The organism is Saccharothrix violaceirubra (assembly GCF_014203755.1).
GTDB classification, from domain to species: domain Bacteria; phylum Actinomycetota; class Actinomycetes; order Mycobacteriales; family Pseudonocardiaceae; genus Actinosynnema; species Actinosynnema violaceirubrum.
The window spans coordinates 16491-42381 of the sequence record NZ_JACHJS010000001.1; the positions used below are offsets into that span (position 1 = coordinate 16491).

Annotated in this window: 24 protein-coding genes and 1 tRNA gene; 14 read left to right on the top strand and 11 right to left on the bottom strand. The window is 69.7% G+C overall.

Annotation, left to right across the window (positions count from 1 at the left end; translation table 11 throughout):
* The first annotated feature begins 160 nt into the window (after window positions 1-160).
* The 5 genes from mshD (at window position 161) to pstB (ending at window position 5138) form a co-directional block, all read left to right on the top strand.
* Complete coding sequence (mshD, locus tag F4559_RS00100; RefSeq protein ID WP_312865406.1) at window positions 161-1033, top strand: mycothiol synthase; 873 nt, start codon at window positions 161-163, stop codon at window positions 1031-1033.
* A 190-nt stretch (window positions 1034-1223) separates the two neighbouring features.
* Window positions 1224-2351: a phosphate ABC transporter substrate-binding protein PstS gene (gene pstS / locus F4559_RS00105; RefSeq protein ID WP_312865407.1), complete on the top strand. Its 1128-nt coding sequence runs from the start codon at window positions 1224-1226 to the stop codon at window positions 2349-2351.
* A gap of 36 nt (window positions 2352-2387) precedes the next feature.
* Window positions 2388-3446: a phosphate ABC transporter permease subunit PstC gene (gene pstC / locus F4559_RS00110; protein ID WP_184665557.1), complete on the top strand. Its 1059-nt coding sequence runs from the start codon at window positions 2388-2390 to the stop codon at window positions 3444-3446.
* Complete coding sequence (gene pstA, locus F4559_RS00115; RefSeq protein ID WP_184665558.1) at window positions 3443-4354, top strand: phosphate ABC transporter permease PstA; 912 nt, start codon at window positions 3443-3445, stop codon at window positions 4352-4354. The genes pstC and pstA overlap by 4 nt, the downstream gene beginning before the upstream one ends.
* 7 nt (window positions 4355-4361) lie before the next feature.
* The gene (pstB, locus tag F4559_RS00120; protein WP_184665559.1) at window positions 4362-5138 is read left to right on the top strand and encodes a phosphate ABC transporter ATP-binding protein PstB; all 777 of its coding nucleotides are present in this window, start codon (window positions 4362-4364) and stop codon (window positions 5136-5138) included.
* A 131-nt stretch (window positions 5139-5269) separates the two neighbouring features.
* On the opposite strand, the gene phoU is transcribed toward pstB, so the two are convergent.
* From phoU to F4559_RS00150, 6 genes are all read right to left on the bottom strand, one after another.
* On the bottom strand, window positions 5270-5932 hold the full coding sequence (phoU, locus tag F4559_RS00125; protein ID WP_184665560.1) for a phosphate signaling complex protein PhoU: 663 nt from the start codon (window positions 5930-5932) through the stop codon (window positions 5270-5272).
* A 79-nt stretch (window positions 5933-6011) separates the two neighbouring features.
* Window positions 6012-10511 carry an LCP family glycopolymer transferase gene (locus F4559_RS36160; RefSeq protein ID WP_184665561.1) on the bottom strand — a complete coding sequence of 1500 codons (4500 nt, stop codon included), beginning with the start codon at window positions 10509-10511 and terminating at the stop codon, window positions 6012-6014.
* 211 nt (window positions 10512-10722) lie between these two features.
* Window positions 10723-11550, bottom strand: a complete 828-nt coding sequence (locus F4559_RS00135; protein WP_184665562.1) for a GGDEF domain-containing protein — start codon at window positions 11548-11550, stop codon at window positions 10723-10725.
* Between the two features lie 155 nt (window positions 11551-11705).
* Entirely contained in the window at window positions 11706-12164 is a 459-nt protein-coding gene (locus F4559_RS00140) for a hypothetical protein (protein WP_184665563.1), read from the bottom strand.
* Window positions 12157-13293, bottom strand: a complete 1137-nt coding sequence (dusB, locus tag F4559_RS00145) for a tRNA dihydrouridine synthase DusB (protein WP_312865408.1) — start codon at window positions 13291-13293, stop codon at window positions 12157-12159. The genes F4559_RS00140 and dusB overlap by 8 nt, the downstream gene beginning before the upstream one ends.
* A gap of 368 nt (window positions 13294-13661) precedes the next feature.
* On the bottom strand, window positions 13662-14135 hold the full coding sequence (locus tag F4559_RS00150; protein WP_184665564.1) for a superoxide dismutase family protein: 474 nt from the start codon (window positions 14133-14135) through the stop codon (window positions 13662-13664).
* Window positions 14136-14267: 132 nt separating this feature from the next.
* Here F4559_RS00150 and F4559_RS00155 point away from each other — a divergent pair, with 132 nt between their 5' ends.
* On the top strand, window positions 14268-14717 hold the full coding sequence (locus tag F4559_RS00155) for a macro domain-containing protein (RefSeq protein ID WP_184665565.1): 450 nt from the start codon (window positions 14268-14270) through the stop codon (window positions 14715-14717).
* Between the two features lie 2 nt (window positions 14718-14719).
* Here the strand turns inward: F4559_RS00155 and F4559_RS00160 are convergent, their stop codons facing one another.
* From F4559_RS00160 to F4559_RS00170, 3 genes are all read right to left on the bottom strand, one after another.
* Window positions 14720-15082, bottom strand: a complete 363-nt coding sequence (locus F4559_RS00160) for a hypothetical protein (RefSeq protein ID WP_184665566.1) — start codon at window positions 15080-15082, stop codon at window positions 14720-14722.
* 1126 nt (window positions 15083-16208) lie between these two features.
* Window positions 16209-16904 carry an HAD family hydrolase gene (locus F4559_RS00165; protein WP_184665567.1) on the bottom strand — a complete coding sequence of 232 codons (696 nt, stop codon included), beginning with the start codon at window positions 16902-16904 and terminating at the stop codon, window positions 16209-16211.
* Complete coding sequence (locus tag F4559_RS00170) at window positions 16901-17707, bottom strand: GntR family transcriptional regulator (protein ID WP_184675309.1); 807 nt, start codon at window positions 17705-17707, stop codon at window positions 16901-16903. The genes F4559_RS00165 and F4559_RS00170 overlap by 4 nt, the downstream gene beginning before the upstream one ends.
* 234 nt (window positions 17708-17941) lie before the next feature.
* Here F4559_RS00170 and F4559_RS00175 point away from each other — a divergent pair, with 234 nt between their 5' ends.
* The 8 genes from F4559_RS00175 to F4559_RS00210 all read left to right on the top strand — a co-directional run bounded on the left by F4559_RS00175 (window position 17942) and on the right by F4559_RS00210 (window position 24840).
* A complete protein-coding gene (locus F4559_RS00175) occupies window positions 17942-18400 on the top strand; it encodes a hypothetical protein (RefSeq protein WP_184665568.1) in 459 nt (152 codons plus the stop codon).
* Window positions 18401-18681: 281 nt separating this feature from the next.
* Window positions 18682-18957 (top strand): AMED_5909 family protein, encoded by a 276-nt coding sequence (locus F4559_RS00180; protein ID WP_246445016.1) that lies wholly within the window; start codon window positions 18682-18684, stop codon window positions 18955-18957.
* Between the two features lie 5 nt (window positions 18958-18962).
* Window positions 18963-19199, top strand: coding sequence for a transcriptional regulator (locus tag F4559_RS00185; protein ID WP_184665569.1), 237 nt, complete (start codon window positions 18963-18965; stop codon window positions 19197-19199).
* A gap of 61 nt (window positions 19200-19260) precedes the next feature.
* Entirely contained in the window at window positions 19261-20103 is an 843-nt protein-coding gene (locus tag F4559_RS00190) for a helix-turn-helix domain-containing protein (protein WP_184665570.1), read from the top strand.
* Window positions 20104-20678: 575 nt separating this feature from the next.
* The gene (locus F4559_RS00195; protein ID WP_312865409.1) at window positions 20679-21878 is read left to right on the top strand and encodes an FtsK/SpoIIIE domain-containing protein; all 1200 of its coding nucleotides are present in this window, start codon (window positions 20679-20681) and stop codon (window positions 21876-21878) included.
* Window positions 21875-23473 carry a replication initiator gene (locus F4559_RS00200; RefSeq protein WP_184665572.1) on the top strand — a complete coding sequence of 533 codons (1599 nt, stop codon included), beginning with the start codon at window positions 21875-21877 and terminating at the stop codon, window positions 23471-23473. Before F4559_RS00195 ends, F4559_RS00200 begins: the two co-directional genes overlap by 4 nt.
* Before the next feature lie 15 nt (window positions 23474-23488).
* A complete protein-coding gene (locus tag F4559_RS00205) occupies window positions 23489-23680 on the top strand; it encodes a helix-turn-helix transcriptional regulator (RefSeq protein ID WP_184665573.1) in 192 nt (63 codons plus the stop codon).
* Window positions 23680-24840: a tyrosine-type recombinase/integrase gene (locus F4559_RS00210; RefSeq protein WP_184665574.1), complete on the top strand. Its 1161-nt coding sequence runs from the start codon at window positions 23680-23682 to the stop codon at window positions 24838-24840. Before F4559_RS00205 ends, F4559_RS00210 begins: the two co-directional genes overlap by 1 nt.
* Before the next feature lie 98 nt (window positions 24841-24938).
* Here the strand turns inward: F4559_RS00210 and F4559_RS00215 are convergent.
* Window positions 24939-25014 (bottom strand) — tRNA-Lys (locus F4559_RS00215).
* 51 nt (window positions 25015-25065) lie between these two features.
* Window positions 25066-25878 (bottom strand): spermidine synthase, encoded by an 813-nt coding sequence (locus F4559_RS00220; RefSeq protein ID WP_184665575.1) that lies wholly within the window; start codon window positions 25876-25878, stop codon window positions 25066-25068.
* Between the last annotated feature and the right edge of the window lie 13 nt (window positions 25879-25891).

Consider the following 25891-nt stretch of genomic DNA (forward strand, 5'->3'; position numbering starts at 1 on the left):
CGCGGGGGTGGTGCCGGTCGTCACGATCGACGCCGTCGTGGACAGTGCTCTCCCGACTCGTGGTGCCTGAGTGCATATTTCGCGGTGTCCGAACGTATAACTCGCGTGTTGGCGTGTGCGCATGGTGGGACGCGGCGGTGGCGCGGGTAGGTTCGATCACGTGGAGACTGCCTGGTTCGAGGGCCTGACCGCGGCACGGATCGCGACCGTCGAGGCGCTGCTCGCGGCGGCGAAGGAAGCCGACGGCGTGGCCGCTGTCGGCGAGGCGGTCCACCTTCGTCTGCGGCCGGGTGCGACGGGGAGTAGGCACCTGCTGGCCGAGCGGGACGGCGTGCTGGTCGGCTACCTCCACTTGGACGTCGTAGGTGACGCGGACGGCAACAAGGTCGCCGAACTGGCCGTGCACCCCGAGCACCGTCGTCGTGGCGTGGGCACCGCTCTCGTCGAGGCGGTACTGGCGGAACGGCCGCGCATCTGGGCGCACGGCGGCCACCCCGGCGCCGAGGCGTTGGCGGCGAAGCTCGGCTTCCGCAAGGTCCGCGAGCTGCTCAAGCTCCGCCGTGACCTGGCCGGCGAGCTGCCCGAGGCCCGGCTCCCCGAGGGTGTGACCCTGCGGGCCTTCGTCCCGGGGCGGGACGAGGAGGCCGTCGTCCGGGTCAACGCGAAGGCGTTCTCGTGGCACCCCGAGCAGGGTGCGATGACCGAGGACGACGTCCGGCTCAAAGAGGCCGAGCCGTGGTTCGACGCGGCCGGGTTCCTGCTCGCGGTCGACGGCGACGACCGGCTGCTCGGGTTCCACTGGACCAAGACCCACGGTGCGCGGCGTGGCGAGGTCTACGTCGTGGGTGTCGACCCGGATGCGCAGGGCGGTGGCCTGGGCAAGGCGTTGACGCTCGCCGGACTCGCCCATCTGCGCGCGACCGGACGCGACGAGGTGGTCCTTTACGTCGAATCCGACAACGCAGCGGCACTAAGCGTGTACACCCGGTTGGGCTTCACCCGATGGGATTCGGATGCGCAGTACTCGAAGTAGTGACAAACCCATTACGTGCCGCAAACGCGCAGGTCACGGCATCACCCGATCGGCGGTGTGACTCGTCACCTCCCGCATGGAGTTCACCTCCCGTTCACGCCTTCCTGGGCACCCGTCCACCATCGCTACCTACCGTCCGTGGCGAGCGGCGTACCTCGCCGCCAATTGCTTCCGATGGTGGAGGACCCAGGTGAAGACCACGCGGCACGGCGCCGTTCTCGGGCTTATCGCGGCCGGTGCGCTTCTGCTCACCGCTTGCGGCAGCGACAACAACACCCCCGCAGGCAACGCGACCTCCGCGACGTCGGGTGCGGCGGCGGCCACGCCCGTCGAGTGCGGTGGGAAGGCCAAGCTGAACGCTGAGGGCTCCTCCGCGCAGAAGAACGCGATCGACACGTTCATCCAGGCCTACAAGGCCAAGTGCTCGGGCCAGGACCTCGCCTACAACGCGTCCGGCTCCGGCGCGGGCGTGAAGAACTTCAACGCGGGCCAGGTCGACTTCGGCGGCTCCGACTCGCCGCTGAGCAAGGACAAGGGCGAGGTCGAGGCCGCCACCAAGCGCTGCCAGAGCAACCCGGCGTGGCACCTCCCGCTGGTGTTCGGCCCGGTCGCCATCGGCTACAAGCTCGAGGGCGTGAAGGACCTGGTCGTCAACGGCGACGTCGCGGCCAAGATCTTCAACGGCACCATCAAGAAGTGGAACGACCCGGCGATCAAGGCCCTGAACGGCAGCGCCACGCTGCCGGACAAGGACATCAAGGTCGTCTACCGCTCCGACGAGTCGGGTACGACGGACAACTTCCAGAAGTACCTGAAGGCCGCCTCGAAGGGCGCCTGGACCCAGGGCGACGGCAAGCAGTTCAAGGGCGGTGTCGGCGAGGGCAAGGAGAAGTCCGCCGGTGTCGCGCAGGCCGTCGGCTCGGTCGACGGTGCGGTCACCTACGTCGAGCTGTCGTTCGCGCAGGACAACAAGCTGTCGATCGCCAAGATCGACGCGGGCCAGGGTGCCGTCGAGCTGACCGGCGAGTCGGTCGGCAAGTCCATCGAGGGCGCGAAGATCAAGGGTGAGGGCAACGACCTCGTCCTCGACCTCGACTCGATCTACGCCACCACCACCGCGGGCGCGTACCCGCTCGTGCTGGCCACCTACGAGATCGTCTGCTCGAAGGGCTACGACCCCGACGTCGCGAAGGCCGTCCGCGCGTTCCTGACCGTGGCCGCCACCGACGGTCAGGCCGGCCTGGCGGACGCGGGCTACGCTCCGGTCCCCAAGGCGTTCCAGGACAAGCTGCTGACCGCGATCAAGGCCATCGTCTGATCCGGATCGCCACCTCTCCCCGGCGACGCTGAAGCGATGAACGACCCCACCGTGGCCACCCGCCCCGCGGGCACCGGAGACACCGGTGCCCGCGGGGGCGGGCCGGCCGCTCGACCCGCCCCGGAGGCTCCGATTCCCCCGATCACGGAAGCCGACCAGAAAGCAGCGCACGTTCGGCCGGGCGACCGGATCTTCCGCGGCCTCGCCACGGGATCGGGCGTCTTCATCGTGGTCCTCATCGGGGCCATCGGACTGTTCCTGCTGCTCCAGGCCATTCCCTCGCTGCTGCTCGACAACGTCAACTTCGTGACGAGCCGCGAGTGGTCGACCGGCGACGTGAACGACCTGCGGTTCGGCATTCTCGACCTGCTGCTCGTCACCGTCGTGTCGTCCGCGCTCGCCCTGGTCATCGCGATGCCGATCGCGTTGGGCATCGCGCTGTTCCTCACCCAGTACGCGCCGCGCCGCCTCGCGCGTCCGTTCGCGTACGTCATCGACCTGCTCGCCGCCGTGCCGTCGATCATCTTCGGCCTCTGGGGCCTGCTGGTGCTCGGCCCGGTCCTGACGCCGATCGGCCAGTGGCTGACCGACAACCTCGGCTGGACCGGCCTGTTCGCCAAGGGCAACGTGTCGATCGAGCTGGGCGGCACGATCTTCACGGCGGGCATCGTGCTCGCGGTGATGATCCTGCCGATCATCACCGCGGTCAGCCGCGAGGTGTTCGACCGGACCCCGCCCATGCACATCGAGGGCGCACTGGCGCTCGGCGCGACGAAGTGGGAGGTCGTCCGCACGACCGTCCTCCCGTTCGGCAAGGCCGGCTACGTCAGCGCCTCGATGCTGGGCCTGGGCCGCGCGCTCGGCGAGACGATCGCGTTGACGATCATCCTGAGCAGCACGATCGAGCACTTCGGCTGGAGCCTGTTCGACGGCGGCGCGACCTTCGCGTCCAAGATCGCTCTCGCCGCGCCCGAGTTCAACGACCCGAAGTCGGCGGGCGCCTACGTCGCCGCGGGCCTCGTGCTGTTCGTGCTGACCTTCGTGGTCAACGCGCTCGCCCGGGGTGTCGTCGCCGGTCGCAAGGAGTACGAATGACCACCACGGCGGACCTCAACCGCCTCGCGACGCCGCCGACGTTCCAGAGCACGAGCGGCGCGCGACGGTTCAAGAACGGCTTCGCGACCGCGCTGGTGTACCTCGCCTTCGCGATCGCCATCGTGCCCCTGGTGTGGGTGCTCTACACGGTGGTCCAGCGTGGCTTCCCGGTCGTGCTGGACGGCGACTGGTGGCAGAAGTCCCTGTCGGGCCTGCTGGCCCGACAGTCCGGCGGCGGCGTCTACCACGCCATCTACGGCACGCTGGTCCAGGCGCTGGTCTGCGGCTTGCTGTCGGTGCCGATCGGCCTGTTCATCGCGGTCTACCTGGTCGAGTACGGTGCCCGCTCGCGGCTCGCCCGGATCACCACGTTCATGGTCGACATCCTCACCGGTGTCCCGTCGATCGTGGCCGCGCTGTTCGTCTACTCGCTGTGGATCACCACGTTCGGGCTCGACCGCAGCGGCTTCGCGGTGTCGTTGTCGCTGGTGCTGCTCATGGTGCCGGTGATCGTGCGCACGACCGAGGAAATGCTCAAGATCGTCCCGGACGAGCTGCGCGAGGCGTCCTACGCGCTGGGCGTGCCCAAGTGGAAGACGATCGTGAAGATCGTCATCCCGACGGCGCTCTCGGGCATCCTGACCGGTGTCATGCTCGCCCTTGCCCGCGTGATGGGCGAGACCGCGCCGGTGCTGGTGCTCGCCGCGTACGCGCCGTTCATCAACTACAACCTGTTCGACGGTCCGATGGCGTCGCTGCCGCTGCTCATGACCGTCGAGCGGAACAACCCCACGGACGCGGGCTTCGATCGGATCTGGGGTGCCGCGATCACCCTGGTGCTGATCATCACGCTGTTCAACCTGCTGGCGACGCTGCTCTCGCGGCTGCTCGCCCCGAAGACGAAGTGAGCGGGCGATGGCCAAGCGCTTGGATGTGAAAGACCTCAACATCTACTACGGCAAGTTCCACGCTGTGGAGAGCGTCTCGCTCGCGGTGCCGCCGAAGAACGTGACCGCGTTCATCGGCCCGTCCGGTTGCGGCAAGTCCACCGTGCTGCGGTCGCTCAACCGCATGCACGAGGTGGCGCCCGGCGCGCGCGTCGAGGGCAAGGTGCTGCTGGACGGCGAGGACATCTACGCCTCGACCGTGGACCCGGTGTCCGTGCGCCGCACGATCGGCATGGTGTTCCAGCGGCCCAACCCGTTCCCCACGATGTCCATCCGGGACAACGTGGTCGCGGGCCTGAAGTTGGCCGGTGCCAAGAACAAGAAGCAGCTCGACGAGGTCGCGGAGCGCTCGTTGCGCGGCGCGAACCTGTGGAACGAGGTCAAGGACCGGCTCGACCGCCCCGGCGGCGGCCTGTCCGGCGGTCAGCAGCAGCGGCTGTGCATCGCCCGTGCGATCGCGATCCAGCCCGACGTGCTCCTGATGGACGAGCCCTGCTCGGCTCTGGACCCCATCTCGACTCTGGCGATCGAGGACCTGATCACCGAGTTGAAGAAGGAGTACACGATCGTCATCGTGACCCACAACATGCAGCAGGCGGCGCGCGTCAGCGACCAGACCGCGTTCTTCAACCTGCTCGGCGTGGGCAAGCCCGGCCAGCTGATCGAGATCGACGACACGGAGAAGATCTTCTCCAACCCCAGCCAGAAGGCCACCGAGGACTACATCTCGGGCCGCTTCGGCTGATCCGGCAACGGAAAAGGGCCTTTCCGCATCATGCGGGAAGGCCCTTTTCGTCGTGGTGGAACAGCCGCATGCGTCAGGCAGGAGTGGATCGGTTCGGTGGGGACGGCGGTGCCGTCCCCACCGAAAGGGACTCAGACGTCGTCGCCGCCGTACCCGGGCATCCGGCCCGTGACGACGAAGACGGTCCGCTTGGCCACGGACACCGCGTGGTCGGCGAACCGCTCGTAGAAGCGGCCCAGCAGCGTCGTGTCGACGGCCGACGCGACGCCGTGCGACCACTCCTTGTCCATGATCACGGTGAACAGGTGGCGGTGCAGGTCGTCCATCGCGTCGTCCGCGTCCTCGAGCGACCGGGCGCGCTCGACGTCGCGGCTGCGGATGATCTCGGTGGCCTCGCGGGCGAGTTCGACCGCGATGCGGCCCATCTCCGCGAAGTACGGCTGGACGGTCTCGGACAGCACCGGGTTCGGGTGACGCCGCCGGGCCGCCTTCGCGACGTGCAGCGCCAGATCGCCCATGCGCTCCACGCTCTCGGCGGCGTGGATCACGGCGAGCACGACCCGCAGGTCGGTCGCGACCGGGGCCTGGAGGGCCAGCAGCGCGTACGCCTGCTCTTCGATGCTCGAACGCACGTCGTCGATCTTCAGGTCGTCGCCGATCACCCGCTCGGCGAGACCGAGATCCGCGCCCAGCAGCGCCGCGGTGGCGCGCTCCATGGCGTCGCCCGCCATCGCGCACATGTCCGCGAGCTGCTCGGCGAGTTGTCCTAGCTGGTCATGGTAGGCCTCACGCATGAGGGCAGCCTACGTCGGCGTTGTCGCGGCAGCGACATACCCCGATGAACCCGAGATGAACCGAAGGCGTCCAGATGGGCTAGGCGCAGGGGTCGCTCGCAGCGTTCACAATGGACAGATCCTTCGGTGTCGTCGGCTTGTCCGGGTCGCTCGCGCCGGCCTGTGGTGGCACGACCTTCTCGTCCCAGTCGGGGCTGAGCACCAGTTGGACGGCACCGCCCATGCTCTCGTCGAGCACCAGCTCCGAGTCCGGTATCGCGGCCTTGAGCGTCGCCGCCCAGTCCTCGCGACCGGTCGCGTAGCGGATCACGGTCTTGTCCACCGAGGGTGCACTTCCGGTGAACACGACGTCGAAACCCAAGCCCTGCAACGCTTCCGCGGTCGTGGCAGCCGCGCCGCCGACCCCGTTCTCGCTGTTGCGCACCTGGACCTTGACCTGCTTCGGGTCGATCACCTTGCCCTGCTTGGGCGCCGGCTTCTCGGCGGAACCCGTGGTGCTCGGCTGCGTCTGCTTGGCCGGCGTCTCGCCGGGCAGCGGCAGGCCGTCGATCACCGCCTGGAACAGCGTCTTGGTCTCCGGGAGCTTCAGCAGTTCCTTGTTGTCGTTCGGGGACGGCGTCGGTCCCTCGGAGGTCTCGTGCGGCACGGTGATGAAGCTGACCCGGCCGGCCTCCAGGCCCTGCAACGACTCCGCGAGCGTGAGCATGTCGTTGACGCCGATGTTCTCGCCCGAGGTCGAGGCGGCGAACGCCTCCATGAACGCCTTGAGCTTGCCCGGGCTGAGCAGGGTCTCCGACGACAGGACCTTCTTGAGCAACGCGGACAGGAACTTCTTCTGCCGCTCGATCCGGTCGTAGTCGGCGAACTGCTCGTTGAGCACGTAGCGCGCGCGCACGTAGTCCAGGGCCTTCTGACCGCTGATCTCGTACTTGCCCGGCTTGTCGAAGATCATGCCGAGCTTGCCGTCCTCCATGACCTTCGGTACGCACACCTCGACCGAGCCGACCGCGTCGACCATGCCCTTGAAACCGTTGAAGTCGACGGACACGAAGTGGTTGATCTTCAGGCCGGTCAGGTCGGTCATGAACTTCGTGACGCAGAGCGGACCGCCGTCGGCGTACGCCTCGTTGGCGAGCACGTCCTCGGCGGGTTCGAGCTGTTCGCCGGTGTACTGGCCGGTCGTGTAGTCCCAGCGCTCGCAGGCCGGGCGGGTGATGCGCAGGTCGCGCGGCACCCACACGACGACGACCCGCTTCCGGTCCGCCGGGATGTGGGCGAGCATCAGGACGTCCGAGCGGGCGCCCTTCTCCTTCTGCTCGGTGCCGACACCGTCCTCGGGCTTCGCGCCCGCGCGGGTGTCGGAGCCGACGATGAGGAAGTTCTCGTCGCCCAACTGCTTCTCGGCCTGGTGGACGTTCTTGTCGTCCCCGGGCAGTGCCTTGATCTCCTGGATCTTGCTGTCCAGGTAGACCATGGCGCCCCAGCCCAGGCCGGTGGAGACGAACACCAGGACGGCCGCCGCGAGCGCGACGATCTTGACCAGTCGCACGATCCGCTTGTGCTTCGGGCTGCGTTCCCGCCGCGCGGGCCCCTCTTCGTCGTCGCCGTCGACCGGCGAGGCGTACTGGGTGGCGTCCTCGTCGGCCTCGGACTTCCACGGCATGAGCTTCTGCCGGCGTTCCTTGCGCAGGCGCTCCTGCTCGGCGAGTTCGTCGTGCACCGCGGAGAACCGGGCCAGCGTGTGGTCGACCTCGCGGCGCTTGGCGACCTCGTCGCTGATGACCTCCATCTCGGTGGTCAGGCTCGCCGGGTCGATCCCCTCGCGCGGGTCGGGTCCGGGCGGCTTGGGGCCGCCGGGCGGCCGGCCCTGGTCCGGGTGGCCGGCGTTGCGGGGGCCGCTGTTCTGGGCGCCGTTCTGGGGACCCGCGTTCTGCGGGCCCGCGTTCTGCGGGCCCGCGTTCTGCGGGCCCGCGTTCTGGGGGCCCGCGTTCTGGGGTCCACTGCTTTGGGGCCCACTGCTTTGGGAGTCGCCGTTCGGGGTGCCGGCGAGCCGGTCCGCGACGCCGGGACCGTCACTCGCGAGCCTGCGCGGCACGTGCCCGTCGGCCGGTTCCGCGTCGGCGGCGAGCCGGCGCGGGGTGTGGCCGGTGCCCTGGGGACCCTCGGCGTCGTGGGGACGCCGGGCTCCCGGGCCGCGCGGGTCGAGGTCGGGCACCGGCATCCGGCGTGAGTCGGACCCGTCGGGACCGGGCGCGGGCATGCGCCGCGAGTCCGACGCGCCGCGGCGCTGGTCGGGTGCGTCGGCATCGGGCAGGCGGCGGGAATCCGGACCGTCGCGGCGCGGGTCGGCACCGTTCGGGCCGGGCAGCGGCATGCGCCGGGAGTCCGATCCGTCGCGGCGCGGGCCGGGACCGTCGTTGCCGGGCAACGGCATGCGTCGCGAGTCGGACCCGTCGCGCCCCGGTTCGGGACCGTTGTGGCCGGGCAGCGGCATGCGCTGCGAGTCGGACCCGTTGTGGCCGGGCAACGGCATGCGACGGGAATCGGATCCGTCGCGCCCCGGTTCGGCGCGGTCGAAGTCGGGGTCCGGCCCGCGTCGCGGATCCGGTCCGCCGGGTCGGGGGACACGCCGCGAGTCCGGACCGTTCGGGCCGGGCGGCGGCATCCGGCGTGGCCCGGAGCCGTCGGGCGGCATGCGGCGCGAATCCGGGCCGTCGGGTCCGGGTGCGCCTCGTCGGAGGTCGTCGGCATCCGGCACCGGGCCGCCGGGCAGCGGCATGCGGCGCGAGTCGGAGCTTCGCCGCGGGTCGGGGCCGTCGGGGGCCGGGATGCGGCGGGAGTCCGGTCCGGGCACGCCGGATCGGGGTTCGCCCGACTCCGACGTGCGCCGCGGGTCGGGGGCGGGCGGGCGGTCCCGGGTGTCGGGACCAGGCCCCTGGCCGGCGTGTTCGGCTGCCGGGAGGTGCGGTTGGTCCGGCCGACGCCGGGGGCCGCTGTCGCCGTCGGGTCGACGCGGGTCGCCGGGAGCGGCGAAGCGGCGCGAGTCGGGGCCTTGGCGCGGGTCGCCGGGCGGAAGCCGGTGCGGACCGGAACCGTCCTCGGGTCCACGCCGGTACCCCGGGTCTTGATCGGGTTCGGCGAGCCGCCGCGGCTCGGGCCGGCGGCCGGCACGGTCGGGTTCGGCGAGTCGTCGGGGGTCGTGGTCGCCGGCCCGCCGGGCGGGACCGCCGTCGTCCACCTCGCCGAGACGCGGTCCGACGTCGGGTCGGCCACCGGCTTCGGGCAGGTCCCGACCACGCGGGCCGGGTTCCGGTGCGCGGCGCCCGTTGCCCGGCTCGGTGGGAGGAAGTCCTTGACCACCGGGCGGGACGCGACGTCCGCCGTCGGCCTCGCGACCGCGGCCCGATCGGCTCCGACGCCCGTCGTCCTGGGGACGTCCGCGGCCGGGTTCTTCGTCCTCGGCCGCGAAACGGTGTCCGCCGTCGGCGTCGGCGCCTCGACGCCCGTCCGCGCGCCCCGGCCTGCCGCCTTCGGTCCGGGGACCTGTCCGGACCTGGTCGGGCTCGTCGGGCAAGGCCCGTCGCCCGCTGTGCGCGGCGGGCGGTTCCGGCTCGGCGGTACGACGTCCGCCGCCTGCTTCGCCCCGGTGGTCCGGTCCGTCGGGCAGCACCCGACGTCCGCCGTTCGGCTCCGGTTCGCTCGTCCGGCGTCCGGCGGTCGTGCCGGTCCGGTGGTCGGGTTCGTCGGGCAGGGCGCGACGTCCGCCGTTCGCGGCGGGCAGGTCCGGTCCGGCCGCGCGGCGTCCGTTGCCGGGTCCGGTCCGGCGTCCGCCGTCCGGGGCGGGGAGTTCCGGTTCGCCGGTGCGGCGTCCGTCCGCCGGGCCCGGACGGCCGTGCCCGGCGACTCCGCGTCCGTTTTCGGCCGCGGTCTGCCGATCGGGACGGGCCCGACCGTCGGTCCCGTCGGGCCGGGAGCGGCGTCGGCCGGGGGGTTCGTCCGGGGCGGGCTGTCCGCTGCCGGCGGTCGGGTGCGGCTCGGCGGCGCGGGTGTCCGCACGACGGGGATTGTCCGGGTTGCCGGTGCGGCCGAAGTCGGTGCCCGGTGCGGCGGTCTGGCGGCCACCGTCGTCCAGGCGGGCGCGGCGGGCTTCCGGGCCGCGTTCGGGGCGCAGGCCCGGATCGGACAGCGGTGTGTCGTCCGCGCGGCGGCGTCGGCCGCCCTCACGGGGTTCCGCGCCGTCCTGCTCGGCCGCGGCACGGCGTCCGCCGCGGCGGCCTCGTCGGTCGGCCTCGGGTGTGGAGCGGCGGAAGCCGACGGGATCGTCCGAGGTCGCGGAGGCGGGCGGTGTCGGGCGGTGTTCGGGCCGGTCTTCGGTGTCCGCGAGTCGCCGGCGGCCGGTCGGCCCGTCCGGCGGGACCGGGCGGGGGAGGTCGGTGCGGCTGTGCTGCTCCAGCAGTTCGGAGACGCTCAGTCCGCCGCCGTCCTCCCGCGACCTGCGCCGACGTCCGGTCGGGAGGTCGTCTTCGGGGCCCAGGTCAGCGCGGGAACCGGTGCCGTCGCGGCGGGGCTCGTCGGGCACCCGGTCTCCCTTCAGCTTCGGTCATTACTGGGTTGTCATCACGAGTTGACGACATCAAGGACACAGTGGTTGCACCAACGGCGTGTCACTTGCGTTGGCGATACTACGGATGACAGCCGATCCTGACGACCACTCCCGGTGATACAGGGGTCGGTAGGACTGCGGTACAAGCCCGCTACTACCCCCCGAAGGAGTGAGAATTATTTGATGCTCAGTAACCGGCTACGCGCGGCTCGGTGATTCCGCGTCGCCCGGAAGCGGGACCGGCCAGGCGGACCCGACCGCCCTCCCGGTAGGCGACCGCGTTGCGACCGGACTGCTTCGCCGAGTACAGGAGGCTGTCCGCGCGCAACAACTGTTGCTCAGGAGCAACGGCCGGTCGCGTCGACGCGTCCCCCGCCGGCGGTTCGCACGCCAGTCCCATGCTCACGGTCACCCGCAGCCCCGGCGCGAGCGAATCCCAGGCGTGACGCTCGACACGCGACCGGGTCGTCTCGGCGATCCGGACGGCCTCGGCGGCGTCCACGTCCGGCAGCACGAGCACGAACTCCTCACCGCCGTAGCGCGCGCAGAACGCGCCGTCCGGCAGGTCGACCTGCAACAGCTCCACCACGTTCTGGAGCACGCGGTCGCCGAGCAGATGGCCGAACGTGTCGTTGACCTGCTTGAACCAGTCCAGGTCCACCAGCGCGATGGCCAGTTCCGCGCCGCCGCCGCGCTCGGCCACCAGCGACACCAGGCGCTGGTCGAGGTACCGGCGGTTGTAGCTGTCGGTGAGGCTGTCCCGCAGGCTCTGCTCCCGGGCCTCCGCGTGCTCGCGCCGCAGCCGGTCGACCTCGCGGCGCAACTGCTCGGGCACCATCGGTCGCACGTCCTGCTCGGCGAACGCCAGGTCGTACGCCGAACGCAGGTGCCGGTACGCCTGACGCCACTGCCCGCGGGCGGCGAGCAGGGTCGCGATCGACTCGTGCAGGTGGACCAGGTCGGGCCCGTCGGCCAGACCGTCGGGCTCGACGATCTCGGGTCGCAGTGCGGTCATCGTGCTCACCTCCCTACTTGCCAAGGTGTCGTCCCTGATGAGGCGGCTCTTGAGCCGCAGGGACAGGTCGGCGGGTGATTTCCCTCGACTGGTTGACCGTGCACTGCTCCGAATCGGTGACTTTCCGCAATCACGTCGTCACGGAGACGGGTGGGTCACTTGCGCGTGATGCAGGGCGCGAAACCGTAGGCCCGGCCGTTGAGCAGCACGACGTGCTGCGAGCCGATCTGGCTGCCGATTTCCGTGCCTTCCTGGAACAGGGTCAACGTTACGGCGACCACGAACACCACGCCCCGCGGGTGTTCGTCCTGTTCGGGTGGTGTCCAGTCGGCGTCGAGCCGCAACGTGGCCAGCGTCGGCACGACCCGCAGCGTGCCCTCCGGCAGCTCGCAGTCGTCGTCCTCGAAATCGGGGTGCTGCGTCTCCCGCAGCAGCTCGCGCTGCTTGTCGACGCCCGCCGTGCCGGCCTTGTTGAGGTTGTCGAAGTAGCCGGAGACGAGCGCGCGCTCGGTGTCGGTGATCGTCAGCGGCTTCGGCGTGCCCGCCACGGCGGGACCGCACCCGGTGAGCAGGAGTGCGCAGAGGGCGGCGAGTGCGCCGCGCTTGTCAGCCACCGGAGTGCATCACGTCGGCACCGAGCGGGACCGTGTCGTCCTCGGGGTCGTCCAGCCAGCCCTCCGGCAGCACGACCTTCGCGGGCGAGCCCTGACGTCCGCGCGGCCCCTCGGCGTCGACCGGGGACTCCGCGTCGTGGTCGAGGCGGCCGAGCAGGTCGTCCAGCTCGGCGAGCGTGCCCACCATCGCCAACGACCGGCGCAGCTCGGAGCCGACCGGGAAGCCCTTGAGGTACCAGGCCATGTGCTTGCGCAGGTCCCGGACGCCCTTCTCCTCGCCGAGGTGGTCGGCGAGCAGCGCGCCGTGGCGGCCGAGGATCTCCGCGACCTTGCCCAGCTTCGGCGGCGGCGGTGGCGGCTGGCCCCGGAAGGCGGCCTGGAGTTCGCCGAACAGCCACGGCCGGCCCAGGCAGCCGCGGCCGACCACGACGCCGTCGCAGCCGGTCTTCGCGACCATGTCCAGGGCGTCCTGGGCGCTGAAGATGTCGCCGTTGCCGAGCACGGGCACGTTCGTGACGGCCTCCTTGAGCCGGGCGATCGCGGTCCAGTCGGCCTCGCCGGAGTAGCGCTGGGCGGCCGTGCGCGCGTGCAGCGCGACGGCTTGGGCGCCCTCGTCGGCGGCGATGCGGCCCGCGTCGAGGTAGGTGAGGTGCTCGTCGTCGATCCCGATCCGGAACTTCACGGTCACCGGGACGCCCGCGGGCTCGGCCGCGCGGACGGCGGCCCGCACGATCTGCCGGAAGAGCCGGCGCTTGTAGGGCAGTGCCGCGCCGCCGCCCTTGCGCGTGACCTTGGGGACGGGGCAGCCGAAGTTCATGTCGACGTGGTCGGCCCGGTCCTCGCCGACGACGATCCGCACGGCCTCGGCCATGGACTTCGGGTCGACGCCGTAGAGCTGCATCGAGCGTGGCCGCTCGCCCTCGCCGAAGGTGATCATCTCCATCGTCTTGGCATCGCGTTCGACGACGGCGCGTGCGGTGATCATCTCGCACACGTAGAGGGAGTCGGCGCTGCCGAACTCGCGGCAGAGCTGTCGGAAGGCCACGTTCGTGATGCCGGCCATCGGCGCGAGCACGACGGCGGGATCGACCGCGTACGGGCCGATCTTGAGCGACGGTGCCGGGTCCACGGGGTCAAGGCTAGCCCGCCGACGGCGCCGTTCCCGCCCGTTCGGCTGTGGCAGTGGTCGCGCGGTTCGGGGAGACTCGGGTGCGAGTCGTCTGTTCCCGACTCGGTGGCCGGATCGAGGGGACCGGCTCGCCGTGGGGGCGCAGGCGTTCCGTCCTGTCGAAGGGGAACGCTGTCATGTCCGAGCAACTCGTGCTCGTCCCACCACTGTCCGTAGTGCCTGCCGTCGTGCTTCCGGAGCCGGCGGTCGTGCCGGTCTCCATCGCGGTCCCGTTCACGCACCGCCTGTGACCTGATCCCCGGTCGACCACGCGCCGGGCCGGCGGTCCCGGCACGTGGTCGCGTGGGTTCTCGCAGGGGACGGGGTGATCAGAAGCGGACGGTCAGGCAGCCGATGCGGGCGCCCGCCGTTCCCGCATGACCCTCACCGGTGTGCGTGTGCTCCTCGTGGATCACGACGGCGTTGGCGTGGCGCTCCTTGAACTGCCACTTGACCTTCGTGTACGAGATGCCGCGCCCCTTGTCGTCGGTGGTGAAGTCGAGCCAGATCTCGTTCTGGGGGTTGGCGAACTTGGGGTCGGTCGCCCCGCCCTGCACGTTCTGGTAGTGCGGCCCGGCATCGGCCGGCTTGGGACCGCACGCGTTGACGTGTGCGTGCGCGCCGTACTCCCGGTTGGGCAGCAGACCGGTGGTCTTGAGGGCGACGATCGTGCTGCCGCCGAACGGGATGGACGTGACCGTGGCGCGGGCACCCTCGGGCACCCGCGGGTCGTAGCTGATCAGGTCGCCGGACACGTGGACGAAAGACGCCGCTGTCAGGGCGAGCGCTGCTAGGAGGTGCATGCACCCTCCCTATCGGGAGCCGCAAGCACTCTCCACCGCCGTCACACGTTCGGGTGCGGTTCGCAGAGGTGTTCGACCGACGTGGAATCGCAGACCGGATTTTTGTCGGTGTCGCCCTCTAACGTCCGGTTCGTGATCGCAGAAGTGCGGGGAAACCTGCTGGAAGCCGAGGCGGACGCCATCGTGAACGCCGTCAACACGGTGGGCGTGATGGGCAAGGGCATAGCCCTGGCGTTCAAACGCGCGTACCCGAAGAACCATGCGGAGTACCACGCTGCGTGCGCCCGCGGAGAGCTGGAGGTGGGCCGGCTGCTGATCCACGAGACGGGTCTGGAGGTGCCGCGCTACGTGATCAACCTGCCGACGAAACGGCACTGGCGTTCACGGTCGCGGCTCGCGGACGTCGTGGCGGGCATAGCGGCGTTACGGGAAGCGTTGGTGTCCTTGGACGTCCGCTCCGTGGCCGTGCCCGCTCTGGGCTGCGGCAACGGCGGCCTGTCCTGGTCGGAAGTCGGACCGGCCCCGCACGCGGGCCTGGCCGACCTGCCGGACGTGGACATCCGGCTCTACCTGCCGAACTGACCTCACGGCGACGGCACGTCGAAGCCTTCGGCCCGCAGCATCCTCCGCGCTCCCCACAGACCGGGCGGAGTCGCCCGCACGTGGGTCGGATCGGCCGGTTCGACCGCGCCCAGGGCCTCCGGTGCCGCGAGCACCGCCGGGAGATCCCGCTCCCACATCCGCTCTCGGAGACCGTCCATCTGGTCCACCAGGCCGACCGCGCTCTTGACCGGCACGAGTCGTCCCTTGAACGCCCGAACCAGTCGGGCGACCTTGGCCCACGCCACCAGCAGCGACACCTCCGACAGGTCCGCGGACCCGTCGACTCCCGACAGCAGTGCCAACTCGCGGGCGTCGTCCGGACGCAGGTGCTTCTTCGCGGTCAACGACCGACCCTCACCCGATCAAGCCACCAAAGCCCTGAACCGGGCGACCATGGCGGTACCGTCGGCCAAGGACTCCGCCTCGCCGTCGGGAAGACCCAACGCGGCCACTTCCAGCACGTGGCGCTACATGATCAACGCCAGCACGTCCCGGTCGTACTCGACCTCATCGGCCTGTACCGCCCGGAGAAAGCCGCGAACGGCGACCTCGTCCTCGATCTGAGGAACCATTCGAGCAAGAGCCACTCGACATCCGCCGAATCCCACCGCGTGAGCCGCTCCAGACCCGAGTCCAACGCCGCCTCCACGACGAACGGGTCGACATCGAACCCCCGCGCCACCGCCCAGTCGTCGAACTCGGCCACCAGCAAGTCGATCTCGTCGGGCTGCTCCGGGCCATCGCCACCGCCATGCATGGCCGAACGCTGTCCAGCACCGACGACCCGACCCGATCCAGGCACCGACATGCGGTCCCGGGCGTACCGACGACGAAAGTGACGAACCTGATCGAGAGTGCGTCGTACGTACTCGCGTTGACCAGCGGTTATGGTGGGCCGCCAGGGACTCGAACCCTGAACCCGAAGATTTCGAGACGACGTTGCTCGTCGTCTGCGGTCCGTGCTCGACACGTGCCGCTTCCTGCGCGAACCGGTCTTCGGACTGGACACAGTGGACGGACGTTGCCGGTCATTCGACGTCGTTCTGTGTGGGTAACCTGTGGCGTTGATCTTGCTCTCAACCGCGACCAGCGGGCCGACCTTCGCGCGTCAGCGGCTGTGACAGGCCTGGTCCTCGTCGCACATCCAACTGCGTGCCGTGACCCGTTGGCAAGACGGCGAAGCCGTTGCGGCAGCCGATCGCCGTGCACAGCTCGCCCAAGCCTCATGACCGCGCGATCGTCCGGAGTCTGAGCGCTGGAAGCTGCTGTGTGGTTCCTGGCTGCCCCGGTGGTTGGCGCGCCGCCGTCCCGGTCACGTGCACCGACTCCGCGCGCGGCCGACGGGCGGAGCGAAGCGGGAGCCCGGCGTGCCGCGATGCGGGGAGTCGGTGCCGACGTGAGCCGCACCCGGCCACGCGCCGCCGCAGGCGGCGCGTCTTGATCCCATAGAGCCGAATTCGGCAGTACCTCTCAGGTGAGTGCCGAGACCAGTGTCGACATGTCGGTGATGACGACCTCGGGGCGTTCGGCGGTGAACAGTTCGACCTTGCCCGGTTTGTTGGCGTAGCCGATGGCGTTGGTGTGAGCTGCCTTGGCGGCTTCGAGGTCGGTGAGGGAGTCTCCGACCAAGGTCGACCGTCCAGTTGCGACACTGAGCCGTGCGCAGGCTTGGTGGAGCAAGTGGGGCGCGGGTTTCAGCAACGCGGGCGCGGGTTCGGTGCGGGCTGACACGGCGTCGATGTGGTCGAGCAGGCCCGTGCGGTCCAGGTAGGCGTGGACGGCTGCGGCTGAGTTGTTGCTGACGACGGCGAGCTTGCGGCCGGTGCGTGGCCACGTGCGGATGAGGTCGTGCGCGCCGGGGGTCGGTTCGGCGGACTCGACGGCCTCGACCTCACTGTCCCGGAGCACGGCTTCCACTGCCCGTAGTTCGTGGGCGCCCAGCTCGGCGGCGTAGTGGAGCACGACGAACGGGTCTTCGGTCTTCTCGACCTCGGCGGGGAGGTCGTCGCGGAGGACATCCCTGAGTCGTTGGGCCACCCGGTCCGCAGGAAGTCCGGCGAACACCGAGCAGATCGGGCCGTCGAAGTCGAGCAACAGCGCGTCGGTGGCGGCGAGGACGGCGCGCAGTGCGGTCGGGTCGTTCAGGGGAACCTGGCCCAGGGTCACCGCTTGTGCTCCGTGGCGATGGTGTCCCAGATGCTGTCGAACCAGGTACGGGCCTGTTCGATGTACTGGCTGCCGGTGCTGGTGTTGTCGTCGGTCGTGCTGTGGTGGAACAGGATCGTGTCCTTGCCGACCAGGTCGTAGATCGGCTGGGTCTGGCCGTCCAACGTCAGGACGTGTTCGCGCACCGGGTAGAAACCGAAGAAGGCTTCCTCGTTGTTGATCAGGTAGAGCTTGAACAGCGGAGTTGCCGCGTGGACGCGGATTTCCGCCGTGGCTTCCTTGATCAGGCCCAGGTCGGCGAGTTCGGTGACGTTGTCGATGATCGCCAACGTGTGCCGTCGCATGATCTCGGCCATCCGGTCCCGGAACGCGGGGCTGTCGGCCTTGTCCTCGACGGTGCAGGGCACCGACCACGGCACGGTGGGGTCCGGCACCAGCATGCGGACGCGGATGGTCTGGGGCGTCAGGCGGCCGATGCGGATCTTGTCGAGCGGCTCTTGGAGAACGCCGTGCAACGTCTCGCCGGAGAACCCGGCGAAGTCGATCGTCACGTGGTCGGTCTCGAAGGCACGTTCGATGTGCGGGCGCAGTCCGACCGGGCGCTCGGTGCGTTCTCGGACGTAGACGCCGCTGCCCTGCCGGGAGACGATCAGACCGTCGTCGCGCAGCTCCCGGAGCGCGCTTTGGACGGTCATCGGGGCGACGTCGTACTGCTTGGCCAGCTCGGCGCGGGACGGCAGCCGGTCGCCGGGCTTGAACACCTTGGTCAGGATCGCGGCCTTCAGGGCGTTCGCGACCTGCATGTACGGCGGACGCGGGTCGTCCGGATCAAGTGGCACGTCGGTCTCCTCCACGTCCCAATGTCCAATGTGAGAAGTAGGGACATGGGACAGGCTTCAGGGTAGGGCACCTGCCTAGACGGCCTAGAGAGCTAGCTCAATCGGGTGATCGACGTGCGTCCGCTTGACCTGTCTAGCCAAGCTGGCTTACTTTCGAATCTGTACAGGCAAGCTAGCTGGGTTCGGAGGTGAAGGACGATGGCGGTTCCCTACGGGACGCGGTTCGCGGCGGCGTTCGACCAGGTCTTCCCGATGGGTGCGCTGATGGTCGGCGAGGTCGCGCCGGACATGGAGTACCTGAGCGCAGAGGACAAGGCACGCGGCAAGCACGCCAAGCAGCGCGTCGACGAACGAACCGGTAAGCGGCAATGGAAGGTGGTCGTGACCGACCCGTCCGCGGAGAAGGAACGGGACGCGTCGGTGACCGTGACGCTTCTGGCCGATGTGCAGCCGGTTCCGCCGGACTCTGTCCAGGTCATGCCCGGTATCGAGGTCCGGCCGATCGCGTTCGACGGGCTGACTGTCGAGCCACGGGTCATGGGCGATCGTTACAAGTACCAGGGCTTCGCGATCCGGGCGACGGCGTTGGTGTCGCCTCCGGGAAGTGCGGCCCGGCGGACACCCGACAAGACCGTGAACGAGTCGAAGGCGGCGTGACACGGTGCGGCCGTCGCCCGAAGCGGTCGCGCTGTGGGATGTCGCGTACGCGCAGCAGGTGCGTGCGTTGTTCGAGGCGTCCACTTCGGATGATCCTCGGTCGGTCCTCCGCGTGGCGGAAGGTCATGCGCGTCTGGCGGATGCGTGGCGGGCCCTCGCCGGTGACGTCTCCGTTGCCCTGTGGGCTCGCCACGCCTGTGCCGTCGCGGCTGTGGAGTTCTCCAGACGGGCACGCCTCGAACTCGCTCGCGTTGCCCCGGAAGAAAATGAGCGTAAATGCCATGGCGCAACGTAAGCGCAGTGATCCCACCGAAGATCGGTGGAACGAGGCGATGTCGGTTGAGCGGTTGAGTCAGGCGCACGACATCGTAGGCCGGTTGATGCCCCGTCCGGACGCCGCTTCGGAAGTGTGGATGGACTTCTACCGGCGCTCGGTCCGGGTGTACGAACGGGTGGCGGAAGTGGATCGAGGCCACCATCACGAAGCCCTGTATTGGGCGGGGCGCGAACGCGTGAAAGCGGAACTGTTGGCTTCTTCGGATCGGAATGACGAGTGAACGGCGTGCAGTACACGATCAGACTCCGGCGGGAGATGTTCCGGAAAGCGAAAAGGTTGGCGGGTTTCCCTTCGGATTCGGCCGTGGCGAAGGCAATCGGTGTGCACCGGTCGACGGTGAAGCGGATTCTGGATGGTGAGATCTATCCCGGCCCGGCGTTCATCGCGGGTATGATCATGGCGTTTTCCCCCTTGAGGTTCGATGACCTCTTCGAAATTGTGCGCGTCAAAGTCGATGCGTGACGGGCGGTGAACAGTGGGACGTGGTGGCTTGCGGTACGGGAACGTTCGGATACAGGGGCGAATGATCGCTGAAATGGTCCGTCAGGCGCGTCAGTCGAAGGGCATTTCGACCGGTCAGATGGTCGACCGGATGGGGTGGTTCCGCTCCGAGTTGTCAGGTGTGGAGAACGGTACCCGTCGATGTGAGGTCGACGAACTGGTGCTGTACCTGGCGATGTGCGATGCGGACCGCGAAACGATGGCCCGTGTTGTGGGAGTGCATCGGCAATGGGGTGACACCATGTTGGTCCATGGCCACGACTCGGGGCTTCCCGACACCATGTGGGCCTTGTTGAACTGCGAGAAGGCGGCCACTGCCGTAGCGGCGTACGACCCGGTACTCATTCCCGGACTCCTGCAGACCCAGGCGTACGTTCACGCGTTGCTTCTCGGTGCCGACGTCGATCCGGAGAAGATCGACGACAGGGTTCGCGACCGCATGGCGCGGCAGCAGGTGATGTTCGAGGCGAGTCCTCCCCGGTTCGAGTTCTTCGTGCCCGAAGCCGGGTTGCGCGCCGTAGTGGGAAGTCGTGAAGTGATGAGCGAACAGCTCATGTACATGGTGTTGCTGTCCAATCGGGACGGAATCGACATCCGCGTCCTCCCGTCGGGAATCTCCGGGTCGGCTTGGCTTCGCGGTCAGTTCGAGTTCATGAACCACGACGAATACCCTGCCGTCGTGCATGTGGAACTCGACACGGCGAGCGTTCTCGTCGACGATCGCGGCAGTGTCGACTGCTATCGGGACAGGATTCGCAGACTGCGAGAAGCGGCACTGGACAAGGCGCGGTCGAGAGCGCTCATGCTCGACATGGCGCACGAATACAAGACTCGGACCGTGAAGGTGGAACGTCTCCGCCCGTGATCGCGGGTGATATCGCCGGTCGGTATGAGTCGACGGGAACAGCCTGGAAGTCTTGGCGGGCCTCGTGCTGTTCCCGTCGACTCTGTCGACCGATCTTTCTCGCGGTTTCCTGACGACAAAGGATGTCCGGTCATGGCAAGGATATCAGCAGTCGGTGCGAACAAGTCAACACTGTGCGTACGTGCAACGTCGTGGAAGTTGTCGAATGGTCGCCGGTGCACGGGATGCCACAGGTTCGGTGTGTACGCACCGGGTCAGTTGGTGTGCTGCGGTTGCCTGGGTTGGCTTTCGCTGATCTTCGCCGGTGGTGTGCGGTGAGTGGGCGATGGGTCGATCCTGCGCCGTTCGAGGGTTCCCGGCCCCGGTTGCCATGGTGGGCGCTGCTGCCGGGGAAGGCAGGCGTGTTCGCGGCGGTGGCTGCGGTGGCGTGGGTCCTGGCTGCGGCCGTAGTGCGCCTGGTGCTTGTGGCAGTCCGCTACCCGATCTCTGTAGGACTGACAACGTTGTCGGCGTGGTTCTTGCTGCGTTTCGGCTGGTCCCCATTGGTCCTTGTGCTGTTGTCCTTCGTCGCAGCCGTGACGATCTGGTCCGGTCTGCACCGTCGCTCGTTCCTGCGGTGGTTCTGGCTGCGGGTGGTGACGGAGTGGCGGCGGGCGACGGTGTACGTGCCCCGGTGGCGGTCGGTGGTGCGGTTGTCGGGCCTGGTCGGTCGGGACCGGGGGCGTGAGTACCGGCCCCGGTTGCGGCGGGTGCGGTCGGAGGGGTGGCGGGACCGGGTCCGGGTGCGGATGGTGCCCGGCCAGGCGCCGGAGGCGTGGGAGGCGCGGCGGGAGGGGTTGGCGCACTCGTTCGGCGCGCGGTCGTGTCGGGTGCGGGTGCTGCGGCCCCGGGTGGTGGAGCTGGACCTCGTGCACTCGGACCCGTTGGCCCGGCCGGTGGTCGTGCCGCCGCTGGGCGGGGTCGAGGTGGACTTCCGCCGTGTGGTCGTCGGCGTGACGGAGTCGGGGCGTCCGTGGCGGCTGCGGTTGCTGGGCGCCCAGGTCCTGGTGGTCGGCGTGCCCGGCGCGGGCAAGGGCTCGGTGCTGTGGTCGCTGGTCTGGTTCCTGGCCCCGGCGGTGCGGGCGGGTCTGGTCCGCCTGGTCGGCATCGACCCGAAGGGCGGGATGGAGCTGGGGCAGTGCCCGGAGGCGTTCGACCGCGTCGTCTACGACAACGGGCCCGACGCGGTCGCGTTGTTGGAGGCCGTCGCCGCGCAGGTGAGGGAACGCGCGTCCCGCTACCGGGGTGTGCGGCGGCTGTGGACGCGGTCGGCCGGTGAGCCGTTCACCGTGCTGGTGGTGGACGAACTCGCGGACCTGGTCGCCTACCAGCCGGACAAGGGCCTGCGGGAACGCGCGGTGCGGGCGGTGCAGACGATCACCTCGCAGGGCCGGGCGCCGGGTTATGCGGTGGTGGGTCTGGTGCAGGACCCGCGCAAGGAGGTCGTCGGGTTCCGGCACCTGTTCTCCACCCGTGTGGCGCTGCGCCTGGACGAACCGGGCCAGGTGGACATGGTGCTCGGCGACGGGGTCCGGGAGCGGGGTGCGGCGGCGCACGAGATCGGCGAGGACACCCCCGGTGTCGCCTGGGTGAAGCAGGACGACCGCCGCGAGCCGGAGCGTGCCCGCGCGTTCCACGTGACCGACGGCGATCTGGTGGAGCTGCGCGACTACCTGACCTACGGCCGGGTCCACGAACAGCCCGACGACGGCGACCAGTGGCAGGAGGCGGCATGAACGGCGGGACTCGCGCTGAGCGGATGCGCCAACCCATGGCGCTGGACGTGGCCAAGGCGGCTGCGGAGAAGTACGGGGTGTGCGTGCGGCCGTTCACGATGGAGGTCGAGGACCGGGAGAGCTTCGAAGTCCGGTACGTGGCCGTGCCGTGCGGGTCCACTGTGGAGAGTGTGTGCGGGCCGTGTGCCCGCAAGGCCAGGGCGTTGCGGATGGCCCAGTGCCGCGAGGGCTGGCACCTGACGGAGGAACCCGACCTCACGCCGCGTCGACCGTCCGAGGACGAGACGGCGTTGCTGACGCTGCGGGCGGACTTGGTCGCCGCCTACCGGGAGACCGACGGCGACACCGACGACTTGCGGGAGGAGATCGCCTCGGTAGACGCGGAACTTCGGCAACTCGGCGTTCGGGGTCGACTGCCGTCCCCCGACGCCCCGGCAGCACGGCCGGTGAAGCGGTCTACGAAGCGCCGTCAGGACGCGCCGGACCTGCCCCGGCGTCGGGTCGAGAAGCGGACCGTGGGCAGGGAGTACGCGGGCCGGTTCCGGCCCTCGATGTTCGTCACGCTCACCCTCGACACCTACGGCCGCGTCCACGACGACGGCACCCCCGTGGACCCGACGACCTACGACTACCGGCGTGCCGCGCGGGACGCGGTGCACTTCGCGTCGCTGGTGGACCGCTGGTGGCAGAACCTGCGCCGCGTCGCCGGATGGGACGTGCAGTACTTCGCCACCGTCGAACCCCAACGCCGGGCCGCGCCGCACCTGCACGCCGCGTTCCGCGGCTCGCTGCCGCACGACACGATCCGCCTGGTCACCGCCGCCACCTACCACCAGGTCTGGTGGCCCAACCACGACGAACCCGCCTACGACCGCGACCACCCGCCCGTCTGGGACGCACGGGCCGACGCGTTCGTCGATCCCGACACCCGCCGACCCCTGACCCCGTGGGACGACGCGGTCCAGGCGGCGGACGAACCCGCGCACGTGGTCCGCTTCGGGTGTCAGGTGCACTCCAAGGGCATCCTCGGCGGCACGGAAGAAGCCGGACGCCACATCGGCTACCTGTGCAAATACCTCACCAAATCAATTGGAGAGGTGGTCGAACAGCGCACCGACCGGCAACGCCGACACGCCGACCGCCTGGCCGACGAGTTGGCCGTCACGCCCTGCTCGGACCGATGCGCGGTCTGGCTGCTTCACGGCGTCCAACCACGCGGTGCCGGTCCCCGGACCACCCCCGGCCACTGCAAGGGCCGCGCGCACCGCCGGTCGACGCTCGGCCTGCCCGGACGCCGGGTGCTCGTCTCCCGCAAGTGGTCAGGCAAGACCCTGGCCGACCACCGGGCGGACCGGAAGCGGTTCGTGCTCGACGCCTTGGCAGCGGTCGGCATCGAGAAGCAGGAACCGGACACCTCCCAACTCGTCTGGCACAAGGTCCGGCCCGGCGACCCCAACGTCCCGCCACGCGCACACCAACTCATGCACGCCATCGCCGAACGGACCCGATGGCGAGCCGAGTACGACCGCGCACTACTCGCAGCCACCGGCTCACCGCCAGGCGCAGATGTTTCGGCAACTCCGCAGGCAGCTTGATCAAAGGGGGACGAGATGAACGGGGAATTCGAACCGCTGTGGACCGTCGCCGACGTGTCCGCCTTTCTCGAAGTGCCGGTGCACACGCTCTACGGTTGGCGCACCAAGGGCTATGGGCCGCCTGCTCGTCGGGTCGGCAAGCACCTGCGGTACCTGCCTGGTGAGGTCCGTGCCTGGTTCGTGTCGCTGGACTCGGAGGCGGCCTGATGCCTCGGCCTCCACTGCCCATCGGCACCTTCGGCAGCATCCGCCACTACCCGACCGCGACCGGATGGCGGGCCATGACCATGTACCGCGACCGGGACGGTAAGACGCGGCCGGTCGAGCGGTTGGGAAAGACCAAGACGGCCGCTGAGCGGAACCTCAAGAAGGCGCTCGCCGAACGGTCGGGGCCGTCCATGGGGGATGCGCTGACCGCTGACAGCCGGTTCAAGAAGGCGGCTGAGCTGTGGTTCGGCAAGTTCGAGGCGGCGGCGAACGCGGGTTCGCGGTCACTCGGAAGTGTGGACACCTACCGGAGCATCCTCGACCGGCACGTGTTGCCGGGGCTGGGTGAGATCCGGCTGAGGGAGGCGACCGTTCCGCGCGTGGACGCCTTCCTGGACGCGCTTCGGCGCAACGTCGGGGTCTCGACGGCCAAGACCGCCCGGTCGGTGGTCTCCGGCGTCCTGGGTCTGGCCGTGCGACACGGCGCGTTGGACGTGAACCCGACCAGGGAGACGGCTCGGCTGGAGAAGGGCCGGAAGAAGGGGCCGAGGGCCTTCACGCTGGAGGAACGGACGCTCTTCCTCAAGCGGCTCGACGCGGATGAGAAGGCGAAAGCGCGGGACCTGCCGGACCTGTCGCGGTTCATGATGGCGACCGGGGTCCGGATCGGTGAGGCGCTGGCCGTGTACTGGGGAGACGTGGATCCGGACGCGCGGACGGTGGCCGTGGACCACACCGTGATCAGGGCCAAGGGCGTGGGTCTGTTCAGGAAGTCCACCAAGTCGGAGGCCGGTGAGCGGACGCTGTTGCTGCCGTCCTGGGCGGTCGAGATGTTGGAGCAGCGGAAGGCGATCACGCTCTACCCGTGCGGGCCGGTCTTCCCGGACAGCCTCGGGGGCCTGCGGGACCCGTCGAACACCCGTCGGAGCTTCCGAGAGGCGCGAGGAGCCGAGTTCGCCTGGGTGACCTCGCACGTCTTCCGGAAGACGGCGGCGACCATCCTCGATGAGGCCGGTCTCACCGCCCGGGTCGTGGCGGACCAGCTCGGCCACTCCCGGCCTTCCATGACGCAGGACGTCTACCTGGGTCGGAAGGTGGTCGATCGACGGGCGGCCGACGCCTTGGAGGGGGCTTTCGGGCAACCTCCCGAGGACGAGTGACCGCCCCGCCGGGTTATGGAGTCGGCACCCGTTTTGTGTGGCAAAGCTATGGCGGTGATCTGGAGACGCTGAAGCCCCAGGTCGTTGACCTGGGGCTTTGGTGGGCCGCCAGGGACTCGAACCCTGAACCCGAAGATTAAAAGTCTCCTGCTCTGCCAATTGAGCTAGCAGCCCTCGACGACAGCTTACCGACGGTGGTCCACTCAGCGGGCCCGGGTGGGGGACTCAGCGGGGCCACGGTTGCACGGTCGCACTCGGCTGTACCGGGTTTGTGGTGGTCAGCGGGGTTTTCGGGCCCCGTAGTCCGGTCAACTGGGGTGCGGTCAGACCGAACGCCTTCGGGGTCGTGGTCCACGTCTGCGCCGCCAAGGGGCCGTGGGACGCCGCCACGACCACGCTCCCCGGTCGCGAGCCCAGGAACACCGCCGCCTCCGCGAACAGGGTCACGTGCGCGAACGCCGCGTCCAGGGCCGCCACCGCGTGACCGGTGAACGTCAGGTCCGGGCCGTCCCACAGGTTGGCCAGCAGCAGGCCCGACGGCGCCACGCGCGGTGCCGCCTCGTGCAGGTACGGAACGGTCAGCAGCTCCGTCGTCACGGCACCTCCCCGGAACACGTCGAGCACGACCAGGTCCGCCCCCTCCACCGTCAGCAGGCCGGCCGCGCCGTCGCCCACGACGACCTCCACGTCCGGCACCGGCAGGTGGCGGGACACGAACTCCACCAGCGGCCCGTCCAGCTCGAAGACCGTCTGCCGCGACCCCGGCCGGGTGGCGCCGACGTACCGGGGCAGGGTGAGCGCGCCGCCGCCCACGTGCACGGCGTCCACCGGACCCGCGGGCCAGTGGTGGTCGATCAGGGCGCCCATCCACCTCGTGTACGGCACCCGCAGGAACGTCGGATCAAGCGTGTCCACATAGGACTGCGATACGCCGTCCACGGCCACGGTCCACCCGGTCGGCCGGGTGCGGTCCGGGATCAGGTCCGCCCGGCCGAAGAGCACCTGTTCCGTCACGGTCGTGCGCGTGTCCGATCCCACGGGGCGCGATGGT